Origin of the sequence: Candidatus Poriferisodalis sp., assembly GCF_965205175.1 — a bacterium.
In the GTDB taxonomy this organism is placed as follows: Bacteria; Actinomycetota; Acidimicrobiia; order Acidimicrobiales; family Poriferisodalaceae; genus Poriferisodalis.
Genome location: NZ_OZ242038.1, coordinates 2,623,722 through 2,646,167 on the forward strand (window position 1 = coordinate 2,623,722; position 22,446 = coordinate 2,646,167).

Consider the following 22,446-nt stretch of genomic DNA (forward strand, 5'->3'; position numbering starts at 1 on the left):
GGGTCGCCAAGGCCGCTGCTGCGCCGATGCAGCACTAGTCTCGCCGGCATGAGCGCCAGATTTGGACGGGTGGTTCCGGCGATGGTGACGCCGTTCGCAGCCGACGGCTCGCTGGACGTGGATGCCGGCGTGACGTTGGCGCGCTGGCTCGTCTCCGAAGGCGCCGAAGGGCTCGTCCTCACGGGCACGACTGGCGAGGCGCCCACGATCACCGACGAAGAAGACTGGGAACTGTGGCGCGCTGTCAGCGAGGCCGTCACCGTGCCGGTGGTGGCTGGGACCGGCACAAACGACACAGCGCATTCGGTGAGCCAGACCCGCAAGGCCGCCGAGCTCGGCGTCGACGGTGTGCTGGCCGTTACCCCGTACTACAACCGACCATCGCCTGCCGGGATCGCAGCGCACTTCTCAGCAGTCGCCGAATCCACCGACTTGCCGGTCATCATGTACGACATCCCGGTCCGCACCGGCCGCAAGATAGCTAAGCCGACTCTGCTGGAACTGGCGCAGATTCCCAACATCGTGGCCGTCAAGGACGCCGCAGGAGACCCCGGCGCAACAGCGAGCGTCATCGCCGAGTCACCAGCCGGCTTCGAGGTCTACAGCGGCGACGACAGCCTCACGCTGCCACTGCTCGCCGTCGGCGCCGTGGGCGTGATCAGCGTCGCAGCGCACTGGTCGATGTCCGAGCATGTCGCCATGTTCGACTCGTGGGAGGCGGGCGACAGCGCCACGGCCCAGCAGATCAACGCCACGCTGCTCGAGAGCTTCGAGTACGAATCCGGCGACGCGGCACCCAATCCGGTGCCGACCAAGGCGATGCTGCGCACGCTGGGGCTGCCCGTCGGCGAGCCACGGCTGCCCATGGGGCCCACGCCCGTCGGCTTGGAAGACCGCGCCCGCGAGGTCTACGCCCGGCTGAAGCAGACTTGAATCCGTCGAGGTCGGCGCCCGGCCCGTCGGCAGCAGGCGCATCGCGAGCCACCGTCAGGGTCACGTTTCTGGGCGGGCTCGGCGATGTCGGACGCAACTGCACGGTCGTGGAGTGCGACGGCCGTCTGCTGGTCATCGATTTCGGCGTCATGTTCGGCGACCCGGCGATCATGCCCGGGGTGCAGCACGTGCTTCCGGACATGGGCTGGCTGGCCTCGCGAGCGCGCGACGTCGTCGGGCTCGTCGTCACGCACGGGCACGAGGACCACCTCGGCGGTGTCCCCCACTTCCTGCGCACGATCGAAGTTCCCCTGTACGGGTCGGCGCTCACTATGGCGCTCGCCGAGCACAAGGTCACCGAAGCGCGCTTGGAGGACCGCACGTCGTTCAACGTCATCGAAGACGGCGAACGCCGCAGGATCGGCCCGTTCGACGTGGAAGCGGTGCCGATCACCCACTCGGTTCCTCAGAGCCTGTGCATTGTGCTGCACACCCCGGTGGGCGCACTCGTACACACGGGAGACTTCAAGATCGACGAATCACCGGTGGACGGTCGGCTGACGGATTTGGAACGGCTGCGGGTGCTCGGAGACGAGGGCATCGCCTTGCTGATGGCCGATTCCACCAACGCTGACCGTCCCGGACGCACCGCTTCGGAGACGCGCATCGGCGCCACGCTTCGGCGACTGTTCAGCGAGCGACCGGACCGGCGCCTCGTCGTGAGCTGCTTCGCCAGTCACCTGCATCGAGTCCAGCAGGTCTGCGACGCAGCAGTGGCACAGCGGCGGGTGGTCGTGCCCGCAGGCCGCTCCATGGTCAACAACGTCCGCATCGCTCGCGGGCTCGGCCTGCTCGACGTCTCGCAGAACTGCCTGTTCGGAGTCGAGCAGCTCGACACGTTCGACCCCGCCGAGGTCTGCGTGATCTGCACCGGCAGCCAAGGGGAGCCTGGCTCGGCGCTGGCGCAGATCGCGGCCGGCGCACACAGCCAGATCACGCCCGGCCCCGACGACACGGTGATCTTGTCCAGCCATCCGATTCCGGGCAACGAACGTGCGGTCTTTCGCATGGTGTCGCGGCTGGCGCGCAGCGGCGCCGAGGTGATCCACGACGGTCACGAGCAGGTACACACTTCCGGGCATGCTCAGCGCGACGAGCTGCGCGAACTGCACCAAGCGTGCCGACCGAGATGGTTCGTGCCGATCGAGGGCGAGTTCCACATGCTGGCCCGCCACGCTCAGCTTGCCCGAGAGCTCGGCATGGACGCCGAACGGGTGCTGACGCTGACCGACGGCGCCCAGATCACGCTCACCGGCAGCGACCTGCGAGTCGGCGCAGGCGTGCCTGCGCCGTACCACTACGTCGACGGGACGCTGGAAGATCCCGATGCCGGGGTCATCGAGGAGCGCTTGGCCCTGACGGCCGGCTATGTGCACGTGACCGTCGTGCTGGACCGCCACGGCCGTCTCGCGGCACCTCCCGACATCGCAACACGCGGCTGGCTCGACATGACCAAGCACCGCGACGTGGTCAAGGCCCTGACCGGCGAGGTAGCCCGAGCCGCAGAGCGGCACCACAACACGGCGCGGTCCAGACACGACACCGACGAGATCGAACGCGCAGTTCGCCGTGCCGCCGGTCGGTTCATCGGCACGCGCACGCGCCGTCGGCCCGCTATCTCTGCTGCGGTGATCTCGCTCGACTAGCTGCCCGCGTGCTTCGAGAACCGCGTCTTCACAGACCCAGCAATGCGTCGAGGCCGATGGTGACGCCGGGATGATCGGCGATGGTCTTGCAGGCGAGCACGACACCGGGCATGAACGACGCACGGTCCAAGCTGTCGTGGCGGATCGTCAGCGTCTCGCCGGCTGCGCCCAGCATCACCTGCTGATGCGCGATCAGGCCCCGCAGCCGCACCGAGTGCACGTGGATGCCCCCCGGGCCGGCGGCACCACGCGCCCCGGCAAGCACTTCGTCGCGGGTGGGATCGGGCACCCAGTCGCTCGAGGCCTCCGCCATGGACCGCGCTGTCTGCACTGCAGTGCCCGACGGCGCGTCGATCTTGTTGTCGTGGTGAAGCTCGATGACCTCAGCGGTGGGAAAGTACGGTGCAGCCATCGCCGCGAAGCGCATCATCAGGACGGCGCCGATCGCAAAGTTCGGAGCGATCACACAGTTGCTGGCGCCGAATGCCAACCGGCACCGCTCGTAGTCATCGGCGTCCAAGCCGCTGGTGCCGCACACAGCGTGCACGCCGTTGGCCGCGCACCACTCAAGATTCTCCCGCGCTGCTGAGGCAACCGTGAAGTCCACAGCAACATCGACGCTCGCCGGATCGACGTGGTCAACGGCGACGGCGACGGTGATGGCGTCGCCGTCACGCGGCGTGCTTGGGCCTGCTCTGGGGTCCACTCCGGCCACCAGCTCGAGTTCGGCATCGGCGACGATGGCTTCGCAGACGGTCGTGCCCATGCGACCGCTCGCGCCGAAGACGAGCACCCTCACAGCGGTCACGCTAGCGATGGCGGCGTCGGCGGGGTGCGCTGATCTGTCGAACTCTGCGGGCGGCTCCGAACGCGTCGGCAACCGTCAGCGTCGGCCGCGTCGGCGGCCGGATCCCCGTCCGGACTGCTCGAGTTCCGGTCCCAGATCGCCATAGACGTCCCGAGCGAGCTGTTCGAAGTGCTCGCCGAACGACACGTCCTCGCGGGCCGTGCCGCTCGGCGCAGGGGCCGCTCCGTTCGCAGCAGCCTCGTCGTCGCCGTCCCCGGCGGTGGCACGACTTGCCGGCGCAGCTTCCTGCGCGCTTGGCCGCGAGTGCCGTGTGCGGTGAGGAGCGCCGCTCCGATCGCTGCCGCGGGCTCGGTCGCGGCGCGACGCCTCGCTTGCGGGTTGCCCATCGTCCTCTGTGCCCCCCACCTGGGTCTGATCGGCGGGCGAGAGGCTGATCTTGCCGTTCGGGTCGATCTCCTCGATCACCACGCTCACCACGTCGCCGAGTTCCAGCACTTCCTCGACAGCGTTCAAGCGCCGCTTGCCGCCCAACTTGGAGATGTGCAGCAGTCCATCAGTGCCGGGCAACACGTTGACGAATGCGCCGAACTTGGTGATGTTGACCACTCGACCCTCATAGGTGGCGCCCAAGTCGGGCGTCGGCGGATTGACGATCAGGCGAATCTGCCGCTCCGCCTCCGCCACGACCGCGCGGTCGGTCGCGCCGATGCTGACGATGCCCACGGTGCCGTCGTCGTCCACGTTGATGTCGGCGCCGGTCTCCTCCTGGATGGAGTTGATGACCTTGCCACGCGGTCCGATCACCTCCGCGATCTTGTCGATCGGAATCTCGAAGCTGGTGATCTTCGGCGCCGTCTCCCCTACATCGGGCCGCGGCTCGGCAATCGCAGCTCGCATGACCTCGAGTATCTGCAGACGGGCCTGCCTCGCCTGCTGCAGCGCTTGGGCCAGCACCTCGGCGGGTATGCCGTCGATCTTCGTGTCGAGCTGCAGCGCGGTGATGGCGTCTCGGGTGCCCGCCACCTTGAAGTCCATGTCGCCGAATGCGTCCTCGGCGCCCAAGATGTCGGTGAGCGTCACGTACTTGCCGTCCGCATACACCAGTCCCATCGCCACACCGGCGACGTGATCGACGATCGGCACACCGGCGTCCATCAGCGACAGCGACGATGCGCACACAGACCCCATCGAGGTGGAGCCATTGGAGCTGAGCACGTCGGACACCAGCCGAATGGTGTACGGGAAGTTCTCCTTGGAAGGGACGACCGGCAAGATCGCTCGCTCCGCGAGCGCACCGTGACCGATCTCGCGCCGCTTGGGACCCCGCATGAATCCGGCTTCTCCGGTGGAGAAGGGCGGAAAGTTGTAGTGATGCATGAATCGCCGCCGGTCCTGGGGATTCAGCGTGTCGACGATCTGCTCCATTCTGGACATCGCCAAGGTGGTGACATTCAGCACTTGGGTCTCGCCGCGCTGGAACAGCCCTGAGCCGTGAGCGGTCCGGCCCAGGTAGCCGGCGATCGACCAGAGCGGCCTGACTTCGTCGGTCGCGCGTCCGTCAATGCGAAATCCGTCGGTCACGATGCGTTCCCGCACGATCTCCTTCGACAGCGACCTGACCGCTTCGCGAATCTGGTCCTTCGCGCCGTCGAGGTCCGCGAACTCCGCAGCGACTTCGTCGATCACCGCGTTCCCGGTCTCGGACTGCGCAGCCTCCCGCGTCGCCTTGTCAGCAATGGCCATCACCTCTCGCAGGCGATCCGACGCGACGCCGCGCACGCGCGCGAGCACGTCGTCGGAATAGTCCTTGCTGGAGGTGTACTCCATCTGCTCGATGGGACCGGATCGCTCCTCCACCTGCCGACGCAGCGATATCTGCAGCTCGCAGACGTCGCTGATCCACTGCTTGGAAGCCTCGAGACCGCCCGCGAGCACCTCCTCAGTGACCTTCGGTGCCCCCTCGGCGTAGTACTCGAAGGCCTTCTCGGTACCGCCGGCCTCCACCATCATCACGGCGATGTCGCCGTTGTCCAGCTGTCGGCCCGCCACCACCATCTCGAAGGTCGCGCCCTCGGACTCCTGATGCGTCGCGAACGGGATCCACTCGCCTTGGGTGGAGTAGGCGATCCTCACGCCTGCGATGGGGCACTCGAAGGGGATGCCGCTCAGCCACAGCGCGGCCGACGCTCCGTTCAGCGCCACGATGTCGTAGGGGTTGACGTGATCGGCGCCCAAGATCGTGCCCACGACATGGGTGTCATGGCGGTAGTCGCCGGGAAAGTTCGGCCGCAACGGACGGTCGATCAGTCGACACGTGAGAATGGCATCGTCGGAAGCACGCCCTTCGCGTCGGAAGAACGAACCGGGAATCCGGCCGACCGCGTACATCCGCTCCTCGATGTCCACGGTCAGAGGGAAGAACGACGCGCCGTCGCGCGGACGGTCCGATGCCGTGGCGGTGACGAGCACCTGCGTGTCCCCGATCCGGGAAGTGACCGCGCCGTTGGCAAGTCGGGCGAGGACGCCGGTCTCGAAGGTCATGGTCTTGTCGGTGCCCGCGATGGGGCCGGTGACCGAAATGGCTTCAGCCATGTCTGCTCCTGTTGTGAGGGTGAGAGTCAGCTCAGCGCCGCAGGCCGAGCTTGGCAATCAAGGCTCGGTAGCGCTCGATGTCGTTGGCGATCAGGTAATTCAGCAGCCTGCGCCGACGGCCGACGAGCTTCAGCAGCCCGCGTCGACTGTGGTGATCCTTGTGATGGGTCTGCAGGTGCGCGGTGAGGTGCTCGATACGAGCACTCAACTGCGCTACCTGCACCTCGGGCGATCCGGTATCGGCCTCAAAGTGACGATGCTCGTCGATCGCCGAGGCCGCTGGACTCGATCTCTTGGCACTCATGCCGTGGTTGTATTCCCTGTCGTTGCGGCACCGAGCGGCCGGCTGCAGTGTCTGCTGCCGCGAAACCCGCTGCGGCGACCCGGCTGGGCACCCCAGCCGTCGATGTCCTCTTCTGGTTGCGCCACGCAGACTATCAGCGATTCACGCGTCCAGACACTTGGCAGCGTCTTCGATGTCCCGTCGAAGCTGGGCCTTCAGTTCGTCGACGCTGTCAAAGCGCCGCTCGGATCGCAGCCGCCGGATGAAGCGCAGCTTGGCCGTCTGATCGTAGAGATCGCCGCGAAAGCCGATCAGGTGCGCCTCGATCAGCGATCGCTGCGCAAAGTCGACAAACGTCGGGCGGCGGCCGATGTTCACCGCAGCCGGGTACTGGGCGCCGTCTGGACACACGTACCACGCGGCATAGACGCCGTCGGCAGGGACCTGCAAGTCAGCAGTCGTGGGCAGGTTCGCCGTGGGCACGCCGAGCCGGCGCCCGCGGCGGTCGCCGCGCGTCACGATACCGCGCACCTCGAATGGCCGGCCGAGGAGACGGTGCGCTCGCTCCACATCGCCGCCGCAGAGCGCCTCGCGGATCGACGTGGAGGAGATGACATCTCCGTCGCCGGTCATCTGCTTCACCAGCGGCAGCCCGACTACTTCGTAGCCGTGAGCGCCGCCCACCTCTCGCAGCGTGGAGATGTTGCCTCGGCGATCCTTGCCGAAGTGAAAGTCGGCACCGACCACCACTGCGCGTGCGGACAGGCAGTCGACGAGAATCTCTCGCGCGAACCGCTCCGCGGGAACGGCCGCCTGCGCCTCGTCGAAGGTGATCACCAGAGTGAAGTCGACGCCGGTCTCAGCCAGAAGTTCCAGCTTGTGGTCCAGGTTGCACAGCAGCAGCGGGGCGGATTCTGGCCGCACCACGGTGGCCGGGTGCCGGTCGAACGTCACTACCGCGGTCGAGCATCCCCGCTCCGCTGCCAAACGGTGCATCTCGGAGATCACCGTGCGATGTCCCCGATGGACGCCGTCGTACTCCCCCAGCGTCACGACGCAGCCGTGCTCGAGCACCGGGCACCAGTCCAAGTCCCGAATGACCTCCATGCGGACAACGCTACTCACGCCGGCCGGCGCAGGTCCGGCCGCACGACGACTGCATCAGCCTGCCTCAGCCTTGCAATGGCAGCACGGTGGCCCGTATGCGGCCGTCGACGCGTTCGTGTACCCCGATGAGCTCGCCGCCGGCGTCGCGCAGCGCCCATGGACCGTCGCCTCGATAGCGGCGACCGGCCAGATGAGCGCCGCCGCGGGCCTTGGCGGCCTCGTCGTCGGACAGTCGGAGCTGGGTCAGGTCGCGCACCAGGTCACCAGCCGGGCGCAGCACCGCTTCGCCCACGGGCTGCGCATCGCACAGGGCGAACGATCCGCTGCGCGTTCGGCGAAGCGAGCGAATGTGCGCTCCGCCGCCCAGCGCGGTACCCAGATCCGCTCCTAGCGCCCTGACGTAGGTGCCGGCCGAGCAGTCGACCCATGCCCGGTACACCTGCTGATCCTCGGTAGGCCGCACCTCGAAGCGGCCGACATGGACCGCTCGCGGCGCTCGTTCGGCTGCCGCGCCCGCACGGGCGATCTCGTGCAGTCGCCGGCCGCCGACGCGAACCGCTGACACCATCGGCGGAAGCTGCGCAATCGCGCCGGTGAAGCGCTTCGCAGCAGCGGCGACATCGGCTGGGTCAAGCGACATCGGCCAGCACGCGACCGGCTCGCCGTCTGCATCCAGCGTGCTGGTTTCGACGCCGAAGACGATCTCGCACTCGTAGCTCTTGGTTCGGGCGGCGGCGAATCGCAGCAGTCGCGTGGCTTGACCGATGCCGGCCACCAGGACGCCGGTCGCGGACGGGTCCAGCGTGCCGGCATGACCGATGCGCCGTTCCCCGAACCGGCGTCGCAGCAGGACCACCACGTCGTGGGAGGTAGGCCCCGGCGGCTTGTCGACGATGACGCAGCCATGAACGGTGGCCGGGCGGCGTCGCGCCACGTCCTCAGCGCCGCCGATCCTGATCTGCGGTCGAGTCGTCGACAGCAGTGTCCGACGGCGGCAGCGGCACGACCGGTCTGTGATCGGCCAGGCCGGCCAACAGCTCCTCGATCCTGCCGGCGGCGATGGCGCCCTGATCACGACGGAAACGAAGCACCGGAGTGCGCTTCAAGCTGGTGCCCACGCCCACCGCCCGCTGCAGACGATGACCGAGTTCGTCGAATGCCGCGGCTGCGGCCTCTGCGGCATCGTCGTCGCGCACGTCGTAGTGCACCACCGCGACGCTCAGTTCGCGATCGATATCGACTGCCGTGATCACGACGCCGTCGAATGCCTCGTCGAGCCGCTCCATCTCCGAAGCGACGACGCTGCGCACCAGCTGAGCGACGCGATCGGTCCGCTCGAATCGGTGTGCCGTCGGCATGGTGCGCCGCCGACTGCGGGGGCGACGTGCCATCGAATGCGCGCCCCGTCAGGCGACGCGGGCAATCTCGCGTTCGGTGTACGTCTCGATCACATCGCCTTCCTTCAAGTCCGAGAAATCGCTCAGACCGATGCCGCACTCCATTCCCGCGGACACAGCAGCGACATCGTCTTGGAAGTGTCGCAACGACGCGATCGCACCCTTCCAGATAATCAGGCCGTCACGCAGGAATCTGACCTTCGCGCCGCTCGACACGCTGCCGTGCTCGACGACGCAGCCGGCCACCGGCCCGACTCCCGAAATGCGAAAGACCTGACGAACCTGTGCCTCGCCTACCACGACTTCTTCGAATTCGGGCGCGAGCAGCCCGACCATGGCGTTCTGAACGTCGGAGATGAGGTCGTAGATGACCTCATAGAGCCGAACTTCGACGTCCTCTGCTTCTGCGATCTGGCGTGCGTTGCGGTCGGGTCGCACGTTGAAGCCGATAATGGTGGCGTCCGATGCCGCTGCGAGCTGCACATCATTCTCATTGATGCCGCCGACGCCTCGGCTGACGAAAGCCAGCTTGACGTCGGATCGCTCAAGTTTGCGCAGGCTGTCGGTCACTGCCTCAAGCGAGCCGTGGACATCTGCTTTGAGCACCAAGTTGAGGGTGGCAGTCTCCCCCGCTTGCACCTGCTTGAAGATGTCCTCCAGCCGTGCACCGCCGCCTCCGCCGGCAGTGCCGGCCAAGCGTGCTTGACGCTGCCAGTGCTCGCGTGTCTCTGCCGCGTGGGCTGCGGTCTTCTCGTCCGGCGCCACGACGAACAGATCGCCCGCGCTTGCCACCTCGCCGAGGCCGAGCACTTCCACGGGTGTGGACGGACCAGCCTCGCTGATCGCAACGCCGCGATCATCGGTCATCGCACGCACACGTCCCCAAGCCGCGCCGGCGACCATCGGCTCGCCGATGCGCAGCGTGCCGCGTTGCACCAGCACGGTGGCAACCGAACCGCGGCCGCGGTCCAGATGCGCCTCCAACACGATGCCGACGGCGCGTGACTCAGCCGGTGCAGTGAGTTCCTCGAGTTCGGCAACGAGCAAGATCTGGTCCAGCAAGTCCTCGATGCCCTCACCGGTCATGGCAGACATGGGGACGGTGATCACCTCGCCGCCATAGGACTCGGGCACGAGACCGCGCTCGGCCAGCTGGGCCCGGACACGCTCGACATCGGCGCCGGGCCGATCGATCTTGTTCACCGCGACGATGATCGACACGTCGGCTGCACGTGCATGGTCGATGGCCTCGACCGTCTGCGGCATGACACCGTCATCGGCAGCCACCACCAGCACGACGATGTCGGTAGCTTCCGCTCCCCGGGCTCGCATCGCCGTGAAGGCCTCGTGGCCTGGGGTGTCGATGAACGTAATCGGGTGACCGTTGCGAACCGTCTGATGTGCGCCGATGTGCTGGGTGATGCCGCCCGCTTCGCCCTCGACGACATTCGTGGAACGGATCCGGTCCAGCAGCAGCGTCTTGCCGTGGTCGACGTGGCCCATGACGGTGACCACCGGCGGCCGCGGGCGGGCATCGTGGTCGTCTGAGGTGATCTCGAGCGCCCGCAGCAGCTTCCCTTCCTGCTCCGCGCCGGGATCGATGATGCGCACGTCGACGCCGAGCTCAGCAGCAAACAGCTCGATCATGTCATCGCTCAGCGACTGCGTGGCCGTCACCATCTCGTCTTGCTGCAGGAGGAATCGAACGACGTCAGCAGGCGAGCGATTCAGTCGAGGGGCCATCGCTTGAGGTGTCGATCCCCGCTCGATCGTGACCTCGCCTTCAGGCACGGGCGCATCGACCGGCGTGTAGGCAGTGACCTGCTGGGGCTGCAGCTCCTCGCGCTGACGCCGGCGACGACGACGCGGGCGCTGACCGCGCGGCCCCGGTGCACGTCCGCCACGCGGACCTGACGGTCGTGCGCCAGGCGGGCCGGGCGGACGTCCGCCCGGCATCGCAGGCACTCCGGGGTGAGCTCGTCCGCCGCCGGCAGCGCTGCGATGGGGACGGTCACCGCCCCCAGCGGGACGCCGGAATCCACCCGGGGGGCCCGACCGACCAGGGCCGCCGCTGCGCGCCGAGGTGCGAGGCGGGCTCGGTGGCGGGGGAATCGGCTTGCCGGAACCGGACCGAGGCGGCGGCGGGATCGGGCGGCCGTCGGACGACTTCGGCGGCAGCGGCAATCGAGGCGGCAGCAGAGGCTCTGGTGCCTGCTCCGGCGCCTCCTGGCGTGCCGAGGGCCGTCCGGACGGCGGCAAGACCGGCCGCGCTGACTCTTGGCCGCTGGAGGTGACGAGCCGCCGCGGCGGCGGCAGGTCCGGCGGTCCAGCTGTGGCCGCGACGGTGTCCGACGACGCAGCAATCTGCGACCCCTGACCCGACTGGCCGGCGCCGGAGGGCGTTGTGTCCCGCTGTGCTGCGCTCGACGGTGGCGGCATCGGCGGAGCGGCGGCAGCCGGCTTGACCGGCTGGTCCGGCTTCGGGGCGGGCACGTCGGCGACCTCAGCAGTTCGCGAGGCTGTCCGCGGCGCAGGCCCTTCCGGTGCATTCGGCTGAGCCGGCGCAGCCGAGGGCTCAAGATGGGCTGCCGCGGCAGTACCGGTGCGCGGCAGGGGATGTCGTGCTCCCGACGCGAAATCTGCGCCGTACTGACGACCGGCCGGCTCGGGTCGCTCCCGCTCCGAGGACGCAGACGACGATTCGCGACGTTCGTTCGCACGCCCGGAGGCGGAGACGGACCGCGCCGATGCAGCCCCCTGGCGGGACGCGGTCTTGCGTGAGGCGTCCTGGCGAGCGGGCGCCTGGTCACCGATCAGTCCGTCACGCTTTGCCTTGCGTCGGACGCGGTCGGCCTGCTGGTCCTCCATGCTGGACGAGTGCGTCTTGACGCCGATGCCCAGCGACTCGCACAAGTCGAGCACGTCATTGAGCCCAATGCCCAACTCCTTGGAGAGTTCGTGAACGCGGACTTTCTTGGGCAAGCGGTCGGTCCTTCTTTCGGCAGCCGACGTGTCGGCAGATGAGGGGACGCTGGGCGGGGTCCAGAGAACGAAACGGGGACGCGAGGAGCAGGCCCATCGGCCTCAAGGCGTCGTCGACTCCGACAGCAGGGTACTGGTGCCAGCCTCCGCAGGGCTCTGGGCGGCGTCGGCATCGTGCCGTTCGGCAGCCGCTTGGGTCCACTGACCCGCGGTGATTGCTTCGCTGCCGTCCGCGGGAACCCACGTCTGCTCGCCCGTGTCCGGGTCGGTCACCCACTCCCCCTCGGCCCATTCCTCGCCCGAGTAGCCGGCCTCTTCGTCAGCGATCTGGGTCTCGCTCTTGATGTCGATGCGCCACCCGGTCAGCCTCGCCGCCAAGCGCGCATTCTGGCCCTCCCGCCCGATCGCCAGTGACAGCTGATGGTCCGGAACCACCACCTCGGCAACACCCTCATCTGTGTGGAAGCGAACCTCGCGGACACGAGCGGGGGACAGCGCTTTGGCCACGAAGTCGTGGAGGTCGTCGGAGAACGGGACGATGTCGATCTTCTCGCCACGGAGCTCGTTCACGACCTGGCGCACCCGGCTGCCGCGGGCCCCCACACACGCGCCGACCGGGTCGATGTTCTGATCATTGGACCATACGGCGATCTTCGTTCGATGACCCGGCTCGCGTGCGCATGCCTTGAGCTCGACCACGCCGTCAGAGATCTCGGGGACCTCCAGCTTGAACAACTCGCGAATCAGCCCGGGATGGGTGCGCGACACCACGATCTGGGGACCCTTGGCGGTCTTGCGGACCTCCACGATGTAGGCCTTGAGGCGGCTGTTGGGCTCAGGCCGCTCGTAGGGAACCTGCTCGGACTGCGGCAGCAGCGCTTCGACTCGGCCTAAGTCGAGCAAGGTGTAGCGGGCGTCGTTCTGCTGGATGATGCCCGTGACGATGTCGCCCTCGCGCCCGGCGTACTCGTCGTACTTCATGTCCCGCTCGACTTCGCGGATGCGCTGATTGAGGACTTGACGGACCGTCTGAGCCACAATTCTGCCGAGATCGTCCGGCGTGTCGTCCCATTCCCGCACGACGTTGCCCTCTTCGTCGACGTCCTGGGCATAGACGGTGATGTTGAATGACTCGTCGATGATGACGTACGCCTGCTCCGCAGCGCCTTCGCGGCGCTTGTACGCGGATTCAAGGCCGTTCGCCACGGCTTCGAGCAGGACGTCGGTAGCCATGCCTTTCTCGGCCGCGAGCGCTTGAAGCGCCTCCATGATCTCCGGGCTGTTCATCGTCGGTGCCTCCCTGCGGCGGTTCGCCGGCGGAAGGACGCGTGCGCAGAGCCGACGACCAGCCGAAACTGTCCTGCGCTCGGGAGGCTAACAGCGCATCGGAATTCGACGTACGCGAGCCGGCCTGGCCGGATTCGGGACTGGCGACGTCAAGACCGACGACGACGACGGATGAGCGCAATGCGCTCATCGGCGTGGTTGACGTCGTCGCCCTGCTCGCTCACGAGTGCGGCGCGGTCCGCCTCAGCTGCTGCCGCCGCACCGGAGTCAGCACGGGCGAGCGCGGCCTCGATGCCGTCGGCCGCGACGATCCGAGCCCAGCGAACCAGTGCCGCGACCATCTCCTCCTCGGGCACCACCGACACGACCTGGCCCTTGACGAACAGATGACCGCGGCCCCGGCCTGCGGCGATGCCCAGATCGGCACTGCGGGCCTCGCCCGGACCGTTCACCACGCATCCCATGACCGCCACTTGCACGGGCAGGTCGAGTTCGCTCAAGGCAGATTGCGCTGCGTGGGCCACCGAGATGACATCTACCTCCGCGCGGCCGCACGACGGACACGCAATGAGGTCCGTGCCCGAGCGCTCCCGCAGTCCCAACGATTGGAGCAGCTGCTGTCCCGCCTCGGCTTCTTGGACCGGGTCCGCGGTGAGGCTGTAGCGAATCGTGTCGCCGATGCCCTCGTTGAGCAGGGTCGCGATGCCCGCGGTTGCCTTCACCAGGCCGCCAGGCGGCGGGCCGGCTTCGGTGACGCCGAGATGCAGCGGATAGTCCACCTCGTCGGCGAGCATCCGATACGACTCCACCATCAGCGGCACGTCGCTGGCCTTCACCGAGATCTTGACGTCGTCGAATCCCACGTCTTGGAAGTAGCCGAGCTCCCGCTTGGCTGACTCGACCAGCGCAGCAGGCGTCATGCCCAAGCGCGACTCGATGTCAGGATCGAGCGAGCCGCCGTTCACGCCGATGCGAATGGGGACGCCGCGATCTCGCGCCTCGGTCGCGACGGCGCGAATCTGTTCAGGCTTGCGGATATTGCCCGGATTCAATCGCAGGCAGGCCACGCCTGCGTCGAGCGCTGCGAGCGCGAGCCGATACTGGAAGTGGACATCGGCCACGAGCGGCACGGGCGAGCGGGGAACGATCCGCGCGAGCGCTTCGACGGCGGCCGCGTCGTTTGCTGTGCAGCGGACCACGTCGGCGCCGGCGCCGGCCAGCGCGTAGATCTGCGCGAGCGTGCCATCGACGTCCGACGTCTTGGTGGTGGTCATCGACTGCACCGAAATCGGTGCTCCGCCCCCGACAGCAACATCGCCGACCTGCACTCGGCGAGTTCGCCGTCGGGGGTAGGTCACCGGCGGACTCATCTCGCTTCGGCCACTGCGTCGCGCCTCCTACAGATCCACGGGATTGGCGACGTCCAGGTAGACCAGCCCGATCGCCAACAGGACGAGCACGGTCGCCACGACGACGACAATGGGCGTCAGCGCGCGCGGATCGCTCAGGTAGCGGCTGCGTCCGCCTCGTTCCCGCCAGCGCTCGTAGGTCGCAACGGCCGCGTGGCCTCCGTCGAACGGCGGCACCGGCAACATGTTGAACACGCCGAAGAAGACGTTGACCGCGGCAAACATCGTCAGCCGCTCGGACCACCCCCATCGGTTGTCGGCAGCCAGATCCACGATGCCCACGACGCTCAACGGTCGCGAACTGAGGTCGTCGTTGGCGGAACGATCGCCGGGCGGGGAGATAATTCGGTCCACTACCTGGCCGAAGTTCGCGGTCAGCGACCAGATGCCGCGAGCCGAATCGGCGATCATGCGCCCGACGTCGACGATCGCACGGCCGGCCGCAACGGGCAGTCCGGCGGTCCGGTAGGTCATCGCCTGGGCTGCCGCGATCCCGAGGCGGCCAGTGCCGCTGTCGGGGTCGGTGGCCAACGTCGTCTCGGCACCGAACAGCGCCCCGTCCCGCTCGATCATCAGCAACACTGATTCACCGGGTCGAGACTGCACCTCGGACTTGAAGACGCTCCAGTCCTCGGTGGCGATGCCGTTGACGCTCACGATGCGATCTCCCGGGCTGATGCCCGCGGCTACAGCGGGATGCTCGGCGCCGTCGTGCGGACCCGTCACCTCAGCCACCTGCCAGCGGGGGGTCGGCGCGCCGAACGCTGCATGCAAGAGCACCAGTGCGATCAGCGCCATCGCCACGTGCATCAGCGAACCGGCGCACACGACGAGCAGACGACGGGGGTAGCTCTTCGTCCGGTAGGCCCGGTGCTCGTCGCCCGGCTTGACTGCATCGCTGCTGGACATGCCGATGATACGGACGTATGCGCCGAGCGGCAGGGCGCGCAGGCCATAGGTGGTCTCGCCGCGGCGGAAGCTCCACAGCCGCGGGCCGAAACCCAAGAAGAAGTCGGTCACTTTCATGCCGACGGCGCGGGCGGCGGCGTAGTGGCCGAGCTCGTGCATCGCCAGCACGCCGGCCAGCACCGTCGCCACGCCGACGACGAACGGGGCACGCCACACCGCGAATGCCAGCGCCACGAGCGCCGCAATCGCGCCGACGGCACGCGCCGATGTGCCCGGCCTCGGCGCGTGGGATCCGAACGCGCGGGGCTCGTAGGCGTGACCCTTCATGCGCAGATGTCCGTCACGGCTTGAGCGGCAAAGCGGCGCCCCTCGCCATCAGCGGCGATGACGGCATCGACGCTGCTCGCGTCGGCGCCGTCGTGATGCTCCATTGCGCAGGAGATCACGCCTTCGATCTCGTGCCAACGCAGCCGACCGCCCAAGAACGCGCCCACGGCATGCTCGTTGGCGCCGTTCAGCCATGCGGGTGCGGTGCCGCCTGACCGGCCTGCGTCGTACGCCAGACGCAGGCAGCCGAAGGTCTCCGTGTCCGGCAACTCGAACTCCAAAGCGCCGACCGAGGACCAGTCGACGGTGCCGAACGGAGTGCCGATTCGCTCGGGGAAGGCCAAGGCGTAGCCGATCGGCAAGCGCATGTCCGGCGAGGAGAGCTGCGCAACAGTGCTGCCGTCGGCAAAGGTCACCATCGAGTGGACGACCGACTGCGGCTGAATCAGCACTTCGATCTGGTCGTAGCTCACGCCGAACAGCTCGTGTGCCTCGATGACTTCGAGTCCCTTGTTCATCAGCGTCGAAGAATCGACCGTGATCTTGGGTCCCATCGACCACGTGGGGTGCGCCAAGGCCTCCGCAACCGTCACGTTGCGCAGTTCGTCGACCTGACGGCCCCGAAAGGGTCCGCCGCTGCCGGTGAGCATCAGCCGCGCCGGTGGCGCCGACTGTCCGGCGAGGCACTGATGCAGCGCACTGTGCTCGCTGTCGACCGGAACGATCTCGGCCCCGGGAACTGACCGCAGCGGCTGCACCAGCGGACCAGCGGCAATGAGGCTCTCCTTGTTCGCGAGCGCCAAGCGGCGCCCAGCCCTCAGCGCCGCCAAGGTGACGCCCAAGCCCGCGAAACCCACCACGCCGTTCACGACGACCTCGGCCGTGCTCGCCAGATCGGCGAAGCTGCTCGGGCCGGCCAGCACCTCGACGCCGACGGGCAAGCCGGCTCGCAGCTCTGGCGCCAGTCGGGCATCACCGATGGCGACCGCTGCCGGCGCGAACTCCACGGCCTGCACTGCGAGCTCGCGCACCGAGCTGTTCGCGGCCAGCGCCACCACGCGGAACCGGTCCGGTTCGGACCGAACCACGTCCAGCGTCTGGGTGCCGATGGATCCCGTCGAGCCGAGCACCGCGACGGTCGTCGCGCCCATGCGTCTAGTCCGCGACGCAGGTGCTCCGTGCGCCGCACGCACTCGCGCACAGCTGCGCCGACGGAGCACTCATGCGGGCAGGTCCACGACGTTCATGCCGACGAAGTATGCGACCGGCAGCGAGAAGAGCAGTGCATCGAAGCGGTCGAGGACACCGCCGTGGCCGGGCAGCAGATTGCCCATGTCCTTGATGGCCACATCTCGCTTGACCATTGACTGCGTCAGATCGCCGAGCGGTGCCGCGAGCCCGACGGCGAGGCTCAGCCACAGCGCGTCGAGGAGACTTGCGGTCCACGGGAACACGCCAGGAAAGCGATTGAGCACAAGCGTGGTGATCACCACCGACAGCACGATGCCTCCGATGAGCCCCTCATGGGTCTTGTTCGGGCTGATCCGCGCGGGCAGGCGGCTCTGGCCCGTCGTGCGTCCGACGACGTATCCGCCGACGTCGTACACGACGGTCCCGATCACGGCGCCGATCAGCAGCGAGTCTCCGTTCGGTTCGCGCAGCATCAGCGCAGCAAAGGACCCCAGACCGCCGACCCACAGCAGGCCCAGTGCGGTGATGGCCATATTGGCGGTCGGATGCTCGCGTTCGACGCCGAACAGGAACCAGCAGAAGATCGTCGCAGCGGAGATGACGAGCACGATCGGGTACGCCTCGACGCCCCGCAGATGCACAGCTACCGTCAGGCTGGCTACACCCGCAAGGCCTGCGAGTGTGGCCGGGCGATAGCCCAGCGGCCGAGCAGCCCGGTAGAACTCCGCCGCTGCGAGGACCAACACGATCGCGATGAGCGCAACGGTGACAGCATCGCCCAGACGCAGCGCGCCGAAGAACAGCGCCCCAAGCACGACGCCCACCGCAGTAGCAGCCGGCAGATTGCGGCCGGAGCGGCCCGTGTCGTCAGGGGCATCGCGCACGACAGTCCGGGCCTCATCGCTCACGATTCCACGCTCCTCATAGTCTTGGTTCCCCTCGCGCCAGTGAGATGCGGACGCATCCAGCTCCGCCCACTGGGCGAAGCGATCGGTATCTGTCTGCACTGTCCCGGCAGCGGGCGACGGCACGTCTGCGGGGGGGATCGCCCGCACATCAGCCTGCGTCGGCGCCGTGCCAGTAGGCGGAACGGCTGGAGGCGAACCGTCTGTTGGCGAATCGAACAACGGCTGATAGCCGATGTGAGGATCAGAGATCGTCGCTGCAGCACCGTGGGCTTGGTCCTGTCCCGATTCGCTGTGTTCACCGGCCGAATCGCTCGGTTCAGCCTGATGGCCGGCCGCTGCGCTCGCTTCGGACAGCGCAGAAGCCTCGCCGACCAAGCGCGGGTCGTCGGGCAGCTGGGGAAACATGCGCGAGCCTCCGCGTCGTTGCGGCTTGGCAGCCGGAACGACTGGCTCGGCGGTGTCAGCGTCTCTGGCAGCGTCGAAGCTCACCAGCGGCTGCGTCGAGCCCAGCGGATCCTCGTCGCTCATCGGATCGTCGTTGCTCGTCGGAGCTTGAGATGCAGGATCGCTGGGCCCGGAAGCGGAGTGCGTCGGCGGATGCGCGCTGGTGTCGGACATATGCCTGCAGACCTGCTCAGTCACACTTCGAGGAGCTCTTGCTCCTTGGCTTCCAAGGCCCGGTCGATGTCTCCGACAAACGAGGCGGTGTCAGCATCGAGCTGTTGCTCGAAGCCGCGCTTCTGGTCGCCGGAGATCTCCTTCTCCTTTTCGAGGGTATCGAGATCGTGACGGGCACTGCGACGCAGGTTGCGCACCGCAACCCTCCCGTCCTCTGCCATCTGCTTCACTACCCGCACCAGATCTCGGCGTCGATCCTCGGTCAACGGCGGGAAGAGCAGTCGCAGGACATGGCCGTCGCTCGCAGGGTTGATGCCCAGTTCCGACTCCATGACTGCCTTGGAGATGGCATCCAGCGCGGCCCTGTCGAACGGTTGAATAACGAGCATCCGAGCCTCGGGCACCGAGAATCCGGCCAACTGCTGCAAGGGAACGGCAGCGCCGTAGTAGTCCACTTGGAGCTTCTCGACAAGTGCGGGCGAAGCGCGGCCCGTCCGGACGGTGGCGAAGCTGCCGCGGGCGTGTTCAACGGCACTGCGCATTCGATCACGAGCGTCCGCGCAGACCTCAGCGGCGAATTCGCTCACATGTGCCAGCGTACTCACGACCCGCGCATCTGCGAGGCGCATGCAGCAGAGACGATCAGCGCACCAGCGTGCCCAGTGATTCGCCTTCGAGGACGCGACGGAAGTTGCCCCGCGTCATCAGGTCGAACACCACGATAGGAGTGGCATTGTCCTTGCACACAGCGATCGCCGCGGAGTCCATGACCGCCAGCTCTCGCGACAACACTTCGAGAAACGTGACCTCGCTGAGGAGCTGCGCGTCGTCATCGGCCTGCGGGTCAGCCGTGTATACACCGTCGACACCGGAATGCGTGCCCTTCAGCACGACATCGGCGTCGACCTCTGCGGCGCGCAGCGCGGCTGCGGTGTCAGTGGTGAAGAACGGGTTGCCGGTGCCGGCTGCGAAGATGACCACACGGCCCTTCTCCAAATGGCGCACGGCGCGGCGCCGAATGTAGGGCTCCGCGATCTGCGCCATGCCGATGGCGGTCATGACCCGCGTGGGCACCTCTCTGCGTTCGAGCGCGTCTTGCAACGCGAGCGCGTTGATGACGGTGGCGAGCATGCCCATATGGTCGGACTGGGCGCGGTCCATGCCGCCGACCGAGCCCGCCATCCCGCGCCAGATGTTGCCGCCGCCGACGACGACGGCGATGTCCACGTCCATGGAGGTCCACACGTCGGCGATCTCTGAGGCCAGCCCGTCCACGATTGCGGCGCTGACATGGTTGCCGCCGACATCGGCCAACGCTTCGCCGGACAGCTTGAGCACCACCCGCCTCCACCTCGACGCGCCGTCCATGCGCCGGGCGCGCTGCGACGCCGGGCCCACAGCCTCAGCCACAGCGGTGCTCAGCGGCCGATCTCGACTTGAGCGAACCGCCTCACGATTGCCGACCCGAGCAGGTCGGCAATCGTTCGTTTCTCATCCTTCACGAACTTCTGCTCCAAGAGCGTGTGCTCCCTCAGGTACCCCTTCAGCCGTCCCTCGACGATCTTGGGCAGCGCAGCCTCGGGCTTGCCTTCATTTCGGCTGATGGCCTCAAGCGTCGCTCGCTCTCGGTCAAGGACCTCAGTCGGCACGTCCGAGCGGCTGACGTAGGTGGGACGACTGCTCGCGATGTGCAGCGCCACGTCATGGGCCAGCTCAGGGGCGGCACCTTCGATCTCGACCAGCACGGCGTTGACGCCACGGCCGTTCTGATGGTGGACATAGGCGTCGATGCAGGCACCCGGCAGGGCCGCGAAGTGCTCTACCTTTCCGACTGCGATGTTCTCCGCCAGCTGAATCTTCAGGTCGTCGATGTCGGCGGCGGCATCGGCGGCGGCATCAGGACCGCCCTCGATCACCTTGCTCAGCAGCTTCTCGGCCATCGCGCCGAATCCGTCGGACTTGGCCACGAAGTCGGTTTCGCACCGCAGCTCCACGATGGCACCGATCGAACGGTCGCCGTCGCGCACCACGCGAGCCACCACGATGCCGTCGGTGTTCGTGCGGCCGGCCCGCGTGGCTGACTTGGCGATGCCGCTCTCACGAAGCCACTGTGCTGCTGCCACGGCGTCACCGTCGCATTGCGTCAGCGCTTTCTTGGCATCCATCATCCCGGCGCCGGTCGCGCGGCGCAGGGCCTGAACGTCGGCGGCAGCGAACGTCGCCATGTCAGTCAGCTCCTGTTGATGCGACAGCGTGGGCGGCCGTGTCAGCGTCGTCGGCGTCGTCGGCCGCGGCCTGTTGATTGCCTTGCTCTGCGGCTGCGGCGTCGCCGAGGGGCAGGTCACTGTCGGCATCGGCGAACGCAGCACTGCCGGGCGGGGTCCGCATATCGGGAACGGCTGCTGCCGCCGCTGCCTTCTTCGCCTGTTCGGCGGCGATGCGGGCCTCGCGAGCTGCGGCCTCGGCCACTGCGGCTCGCTGTGCTTCGGCCTGCTTGGCATCGATGCGCGCCTGCTCTTCGGGCGAGCGCTCCCCGGCCGGAACAGCCGCGACGCCGCTTCGCTCGGCCATGTAGCGGCCTTCCATGGCGGCCTCGGCGATGACCCGGCACAGCAGCTCGGTGGAACGAATGGCATCGTCGTTGCCCGGGATGACGTAGGTGATCGGATCGGGATCGGAATTCGAGTCTGCAACGGCTACCACCGGCAGTTTCAGTCGGACAGCCTCGGCCACGGCGATGTGCTCGTTCGGAGTGTCGAGCACGAAGATGGCGTCCGGCAGCTTGTCCATGTTCCGGATCCCGTTCAGGTTGCGCTGCAGCTTGGCGAGTTCTCGAGTGTGTACCAAAGCCTCCTTCTTCGGCATATTGTCGAAATCGCCGGCAGCTTGCATCCGCTCGTACTCCAGCATCTTGGTGACCCGGCCGCGGATCGTGCGGAAGTTGGTCAGCATTCCGCCCAGCCAGCGCTGATTCACGTACGGCATGCCGCACGCGTGGGCATGCCGCTGGATGGGATGCTGCGCTTGACGCTTGGTGCCGACGAACAGAATGGTGCCCCCGCCGGCCACGCTGTCGCGCACGTATGCATACGCCTCCTCGAGCAGATCGAGCGTCTGGCGCAGATCGATGATGTAGATGCCGTTGCGCTCGCCCCACAAGAAGCGCTCCATCTTCGGATTCCAGCGACGTGTCTGGTGGCCGAAGTGGACGCCGGCGTCGAGCAGGTCGGACATGGTCACGACTGCGGTCATAGGTGCTCCTCCCCACAGTTGGCATCTCTGCGCCGGGGACGACGCCGCTTGGACAGCGGCGACTGTGGGGTCGCCCCGGCTGCTCAGTTGACATTGGGGACCTGGCAAGGGAAGCGTGGCCGAGCCGCCGGAGCTGGGTTTCCGGCATGATCGACTACCGGACACCCGGCCCGAGAGCACGACTGCCGGCGGCGAAGTGTATCCAGCGAAGCTGCAGCCGATACACCGGCAGCACGGTCGGCACCAAGCGCACACGGTCGGAGGCAGAGGCGCTTGCGCTTCGCTCGACTGGGCCGAAGATCGAAGCCGGGTCCAGGTAGACATCTCCACGGCGCACGCCGACATGCAGCCGCTTGCCCGTCGTGCCGAGCCGCCGGCCCTGCTCGACGTGCTGTCCCCGGCGCACGCCGATGGTCGCAACCCCTGAGTACGAGACGCGCAGACCGTCAGGGTGGCTCACGGTGACATGCAGCCGTCCGCCGACAGGCCCGGCGAAGCTGACCACGCCGTGCGCGGCAGCCCAGAAGGGCGAGTCGGGCTGGGTCGCGAACTCCCAGCCGCGGTTGCCGGCTCCCCAGCGCTCTGCCGGCGGGCGGAACGGATCGATCACCGTTCCCCGCACCGGTCGGATGTAGGCCAGCTGAGGCGCCGACTGCGTGGGCGCCTCAGGAGTCGGCGGTTCCGATTGCGCTGAAGCCGGATCGCTGCCGACCGCGAACACGGTCGCGGCGACGAGC

The 22,446-nt window shown here is 67.7% G+C and carries 20 protein-coding genes and 1 pseudogene; 3 read left to right on the plus strand and 18 right to left on the minus strand.

Annotated features, from left to right (window positions below; translation table 11 throughout):
* Positions 1-48: 48 nt before the first annotated feature.
* Positions 49-933: a 4-hydroxy-tetrahydrodipicolinate synthase gene (gene dapA, locus ACOGI4_RS11250; protein WP_419841760.1), complete on the plus strand. Its 885-nt coding sequence runs from the start codon at positions 49-51 to the stop codon at positions 931-933.
* Positions 930-2,639 carry a ribonuclease J gene (locus ACOGI4_RS11255; protein ID WP_419841761.1) on the plus strand — a complete coding sequence of 570 codons (1,710 nt, stop codon included), beginning with the start codon at positions 930-932 and terminating at the stop codon, positions 2,637-2,639. Before dapA ends, ACOGI4_RS11255 begins: the two co-directional genes overlap by 4 nt.
* 28 nt (positions 2,640-2,667) lie before the next feature.
* On the opposite strand, the gene dapB is transcribed toward ACOGI4_RS11255, so the two are convergent.
* The 7 genes from dapB to infB all read right to left on the minus strand — a co-directional run bounded on the left by dapB (position 2,668) and on the right by infB (position 10,617).
* Positions 2,668-3,438, minus strand: a complete 771-nt coding sequence (gene dapB / locus ACOGI4_RS11260; RefSeq protein ID WP_419841762.1) for a 4-hydroxy-tetrahydrodipicolinate reductase — start codon at positions 3,436-3,438, stop codon at positions 2,668-2,670.
* An 84-nt stretch (positions 3,439-3,522) separates the two neighbouring features.
* Positions 3,523-6,039, minus strand: a complete 2,517-nt coding sequence (locus tag ACOGI4_RS11265) for a polyribonucleotide nucleotidyltransferase (protein ID WP_419841763.1) — start codon at positions 6,037-6,039, stop codon at positions 3,523-3,525.
* A 31-nt stretch (positions 6,040-6,070) separates the two neighbouring features.
* Positions 6,071-6,343 (minus strand): 30S ribosomal protein S15, encoded by a 273-nt coding sequence (gene rpsO, locus ACOGI4_RS11270; RefSeq protein ID WP_419841764.1) that lies wholly within the window; start codon positions 6,341-6,343, stop codon positions 6,071-6,073.
* 141 nt (positions 6,344-6,484) lie between these two features.
* Positions 6,485-7,429 carry a bifunctional riboflavin kinase/FAD synthetase gene (locus ACOGI4_RS11275; RefSeq protein ID WP_419841765.1) on the minus strand — a complete coding sequence of 315 codons (945 nt, stop codon included), beginning with the start codon at positions 7,427-7,429 and terminating at the stop codon, positions 6,485-6,487.
* Between the two features lie 64 nt (positions 7,430-7,493).
* A complete protein-coding gene (gene truB / locus ACOGI4_RS11280; protein ID WP_419841766.1) occupies positions 7,494-8,363 on the minus strand; it encodes a tRNA pseudouridine(55) synthase TruB in 870 nt (289 codons plus the stop codon).
* 4 nt (positions 8,364-8,367) lie between these two features.
* Positions 8,368-8,787, minus strand: coding sequence for a ribosome-binding factor A (locus ACOGI4_RS11285; protein ID WP_419841767.1), 420 nt, complete (start codon positions 8,785-8,787; stop codon positions 8,368-8,370).
* Between the two features lie 48 nt (positions 8,788-8,835).
* Positions 8,836-10,617, minus strand: coding sequence for a translation initiation factor IF-2 (gene infB / locus ACOGI4_RS11290; protein WP_419843137.1), 1,782 nt, complete (start codon positions 10,615-10,617; stop codon positions 8,836-8,838).
* Positions 10,618-10,942: 325 nt separating this feature from the next.
* Between infB and ACOGI4_RS11295 the strand changes: the two genes are divergently transcribed.
* On the plus strand, positions 10,943-11,203 hold the full coding sequence (locus tag ACOGI4_RS11295; protein ID WP_419843147.1) for a hypothetical protein: 261 nt from the start codon (positions 10,943-10,945) through the stop codon (positions 11,201-11,203).
* 467 nt (positions 11,204-11,670) lie between these two features.
* Here the strand turns inward: ACOGI4_RS11295 and ACOGI4_RS11300 are convergent.
* The 11 genes and pseudogenes from ACOGI4_RS11300 to ACOGI4_RS11350 form a co-directional block, all read right to left on the minus strand.
* Positions 11,671-11,808: pseudogene (locus ACOGI4_RS11300) on the minus strand (translation initiation factor IF-2 N-terminal domain-containing protein); the annotation flags it as partial.
* A 102-nt stretch (positions 11,809-11,910) separates the two neighbouring features.
* Positions 11,911-13,095 carry a transcription termination factor NusA gene (gene nusA / locus ACOGI4_RS11305; RefSeq protein ID WP_419841768.1) on the minus strand — a complete coding sequence of 395 codons (1,185 nt, stop codon included), beginning with the start codon at positions 13,093-13,095 and terminating at the stop codon, positions 11,911-11,913.
* 149 nt (positions 13,096-13,244) lie between these two features.
* A complete protein-coding gene (gene ispG / locus ACOGI4_RS11310) occupies positions 13,245-14,465 on the minus strand; it encodes a flavodoxin-dependent (E)-4-hydroxy-3-methylbut-2-enyl-diphosphate synthase (protein ID WP_419841769.1) in 1,221 nt (406 codons plus the stop codon).
* A 27-nt stretch (positions 14,466-14,492) separates the two neighbouring features.
* Positions 14,493-15,740 carry a M50 family metallopeptidase gene (locus ACOGI4_RS11315; RefSeq protein ID WP_419841770.1) on the minus strand — a complete coding sequence of 416 codons (1,248 nt, stop codon included), beginning with the start codon at positions 15,738-15,740 and terminating at the stop codon, positions 14,493-14,495.
* Positions 15,737-16,891 (minus strand): 1-deoxy-D-xylulose-5-phosphate reductoisomerase, encoded by a 1,155-nt coding sequence (gene dxr / locus ACOGI4_RS11320; protein WP_419841771.1) that lies wholly within the window; start codon positions 16,889-16,891, stop codon positions 15,737-15,739. Before dxr ends, ACOGI4_RS11315 begins: the two co-directional genes overlap by 4 nt.
* A 69-nt stretch (positions 16,892-16,960) precedes the next feature.
* Complete coding sequence (locus ACOGI4_RS11325; protein ID WP_419841772.1) at positions 16,961-18,457, minus strand: phosphatidate cytidylyltransferase; 1,497 nt, start codon at positions 18,455-18,457, stop codon at positions 16,961-16,963.
* Between the two features lie 20 nt (positions 18,458-18,477).
* Positions 18,478-19,044: a ribosome recycling factor gene (frr, locus tag ACOGI4_RS11330; RefSeq protein ID WP_419841773.1), complete on the minus strand. Its 567-nt coding sequence runs from the start codon at positions 19,042-19,044 to the stop codon at positions 18,478-18,480.
* A gap of 55 nt (positions 19,045-19,099) precedes the next feature.
* Positions 19,100-19,825: a UMP kinase gene (gene pyrH, locus ACOGI4_RS11335; RefSeq protein WP_419843138.1), complete on the minus strand. Its 726-nt coding sequence runs from the start codon at positions 19,823-19,825 to the stop codon at positions 19,100-19,102.
* A 50-nt stretch (positions 19,826-19,875) separates the two neighbouring features.
* Positions 19,876-20,682, minus strand: a complete 807-nt coding sequence (gene tsf, locus ACOGI4_RS11340; RefSeq protein WP_419841774.1) for a translation elongation factor Ts — start codon at positions 20,680-20,682, stop codon at positions 19,876-19,878.
* Between the two features lies 1 nt (position 20,683).
* Positions 20,684-21,709, minus strand: coding sequence for a 30S ribosomal protein S2 (gene rpsB / locus ACOGI4_RS11345; RefSeq protein WP_419841775.1), 1,026 nt, complete (start codon positions 21,707-21,709; stop codon positions 20,684-20,686).
* Positions 21,710-21,863: 154 nt separating this feature from the next.
* Entirely contained in the window at positions 21,864-22,430 is a 567-nt protein-coding gene (locus ACOGI4_RS11350; RefSeq protein ID WP_419841776.1) for a murein hydrolase activator EnvC family protein, read from the minus strand.
* Positions 22,431-22,446 lie beyond the last annotated feature (16 nt).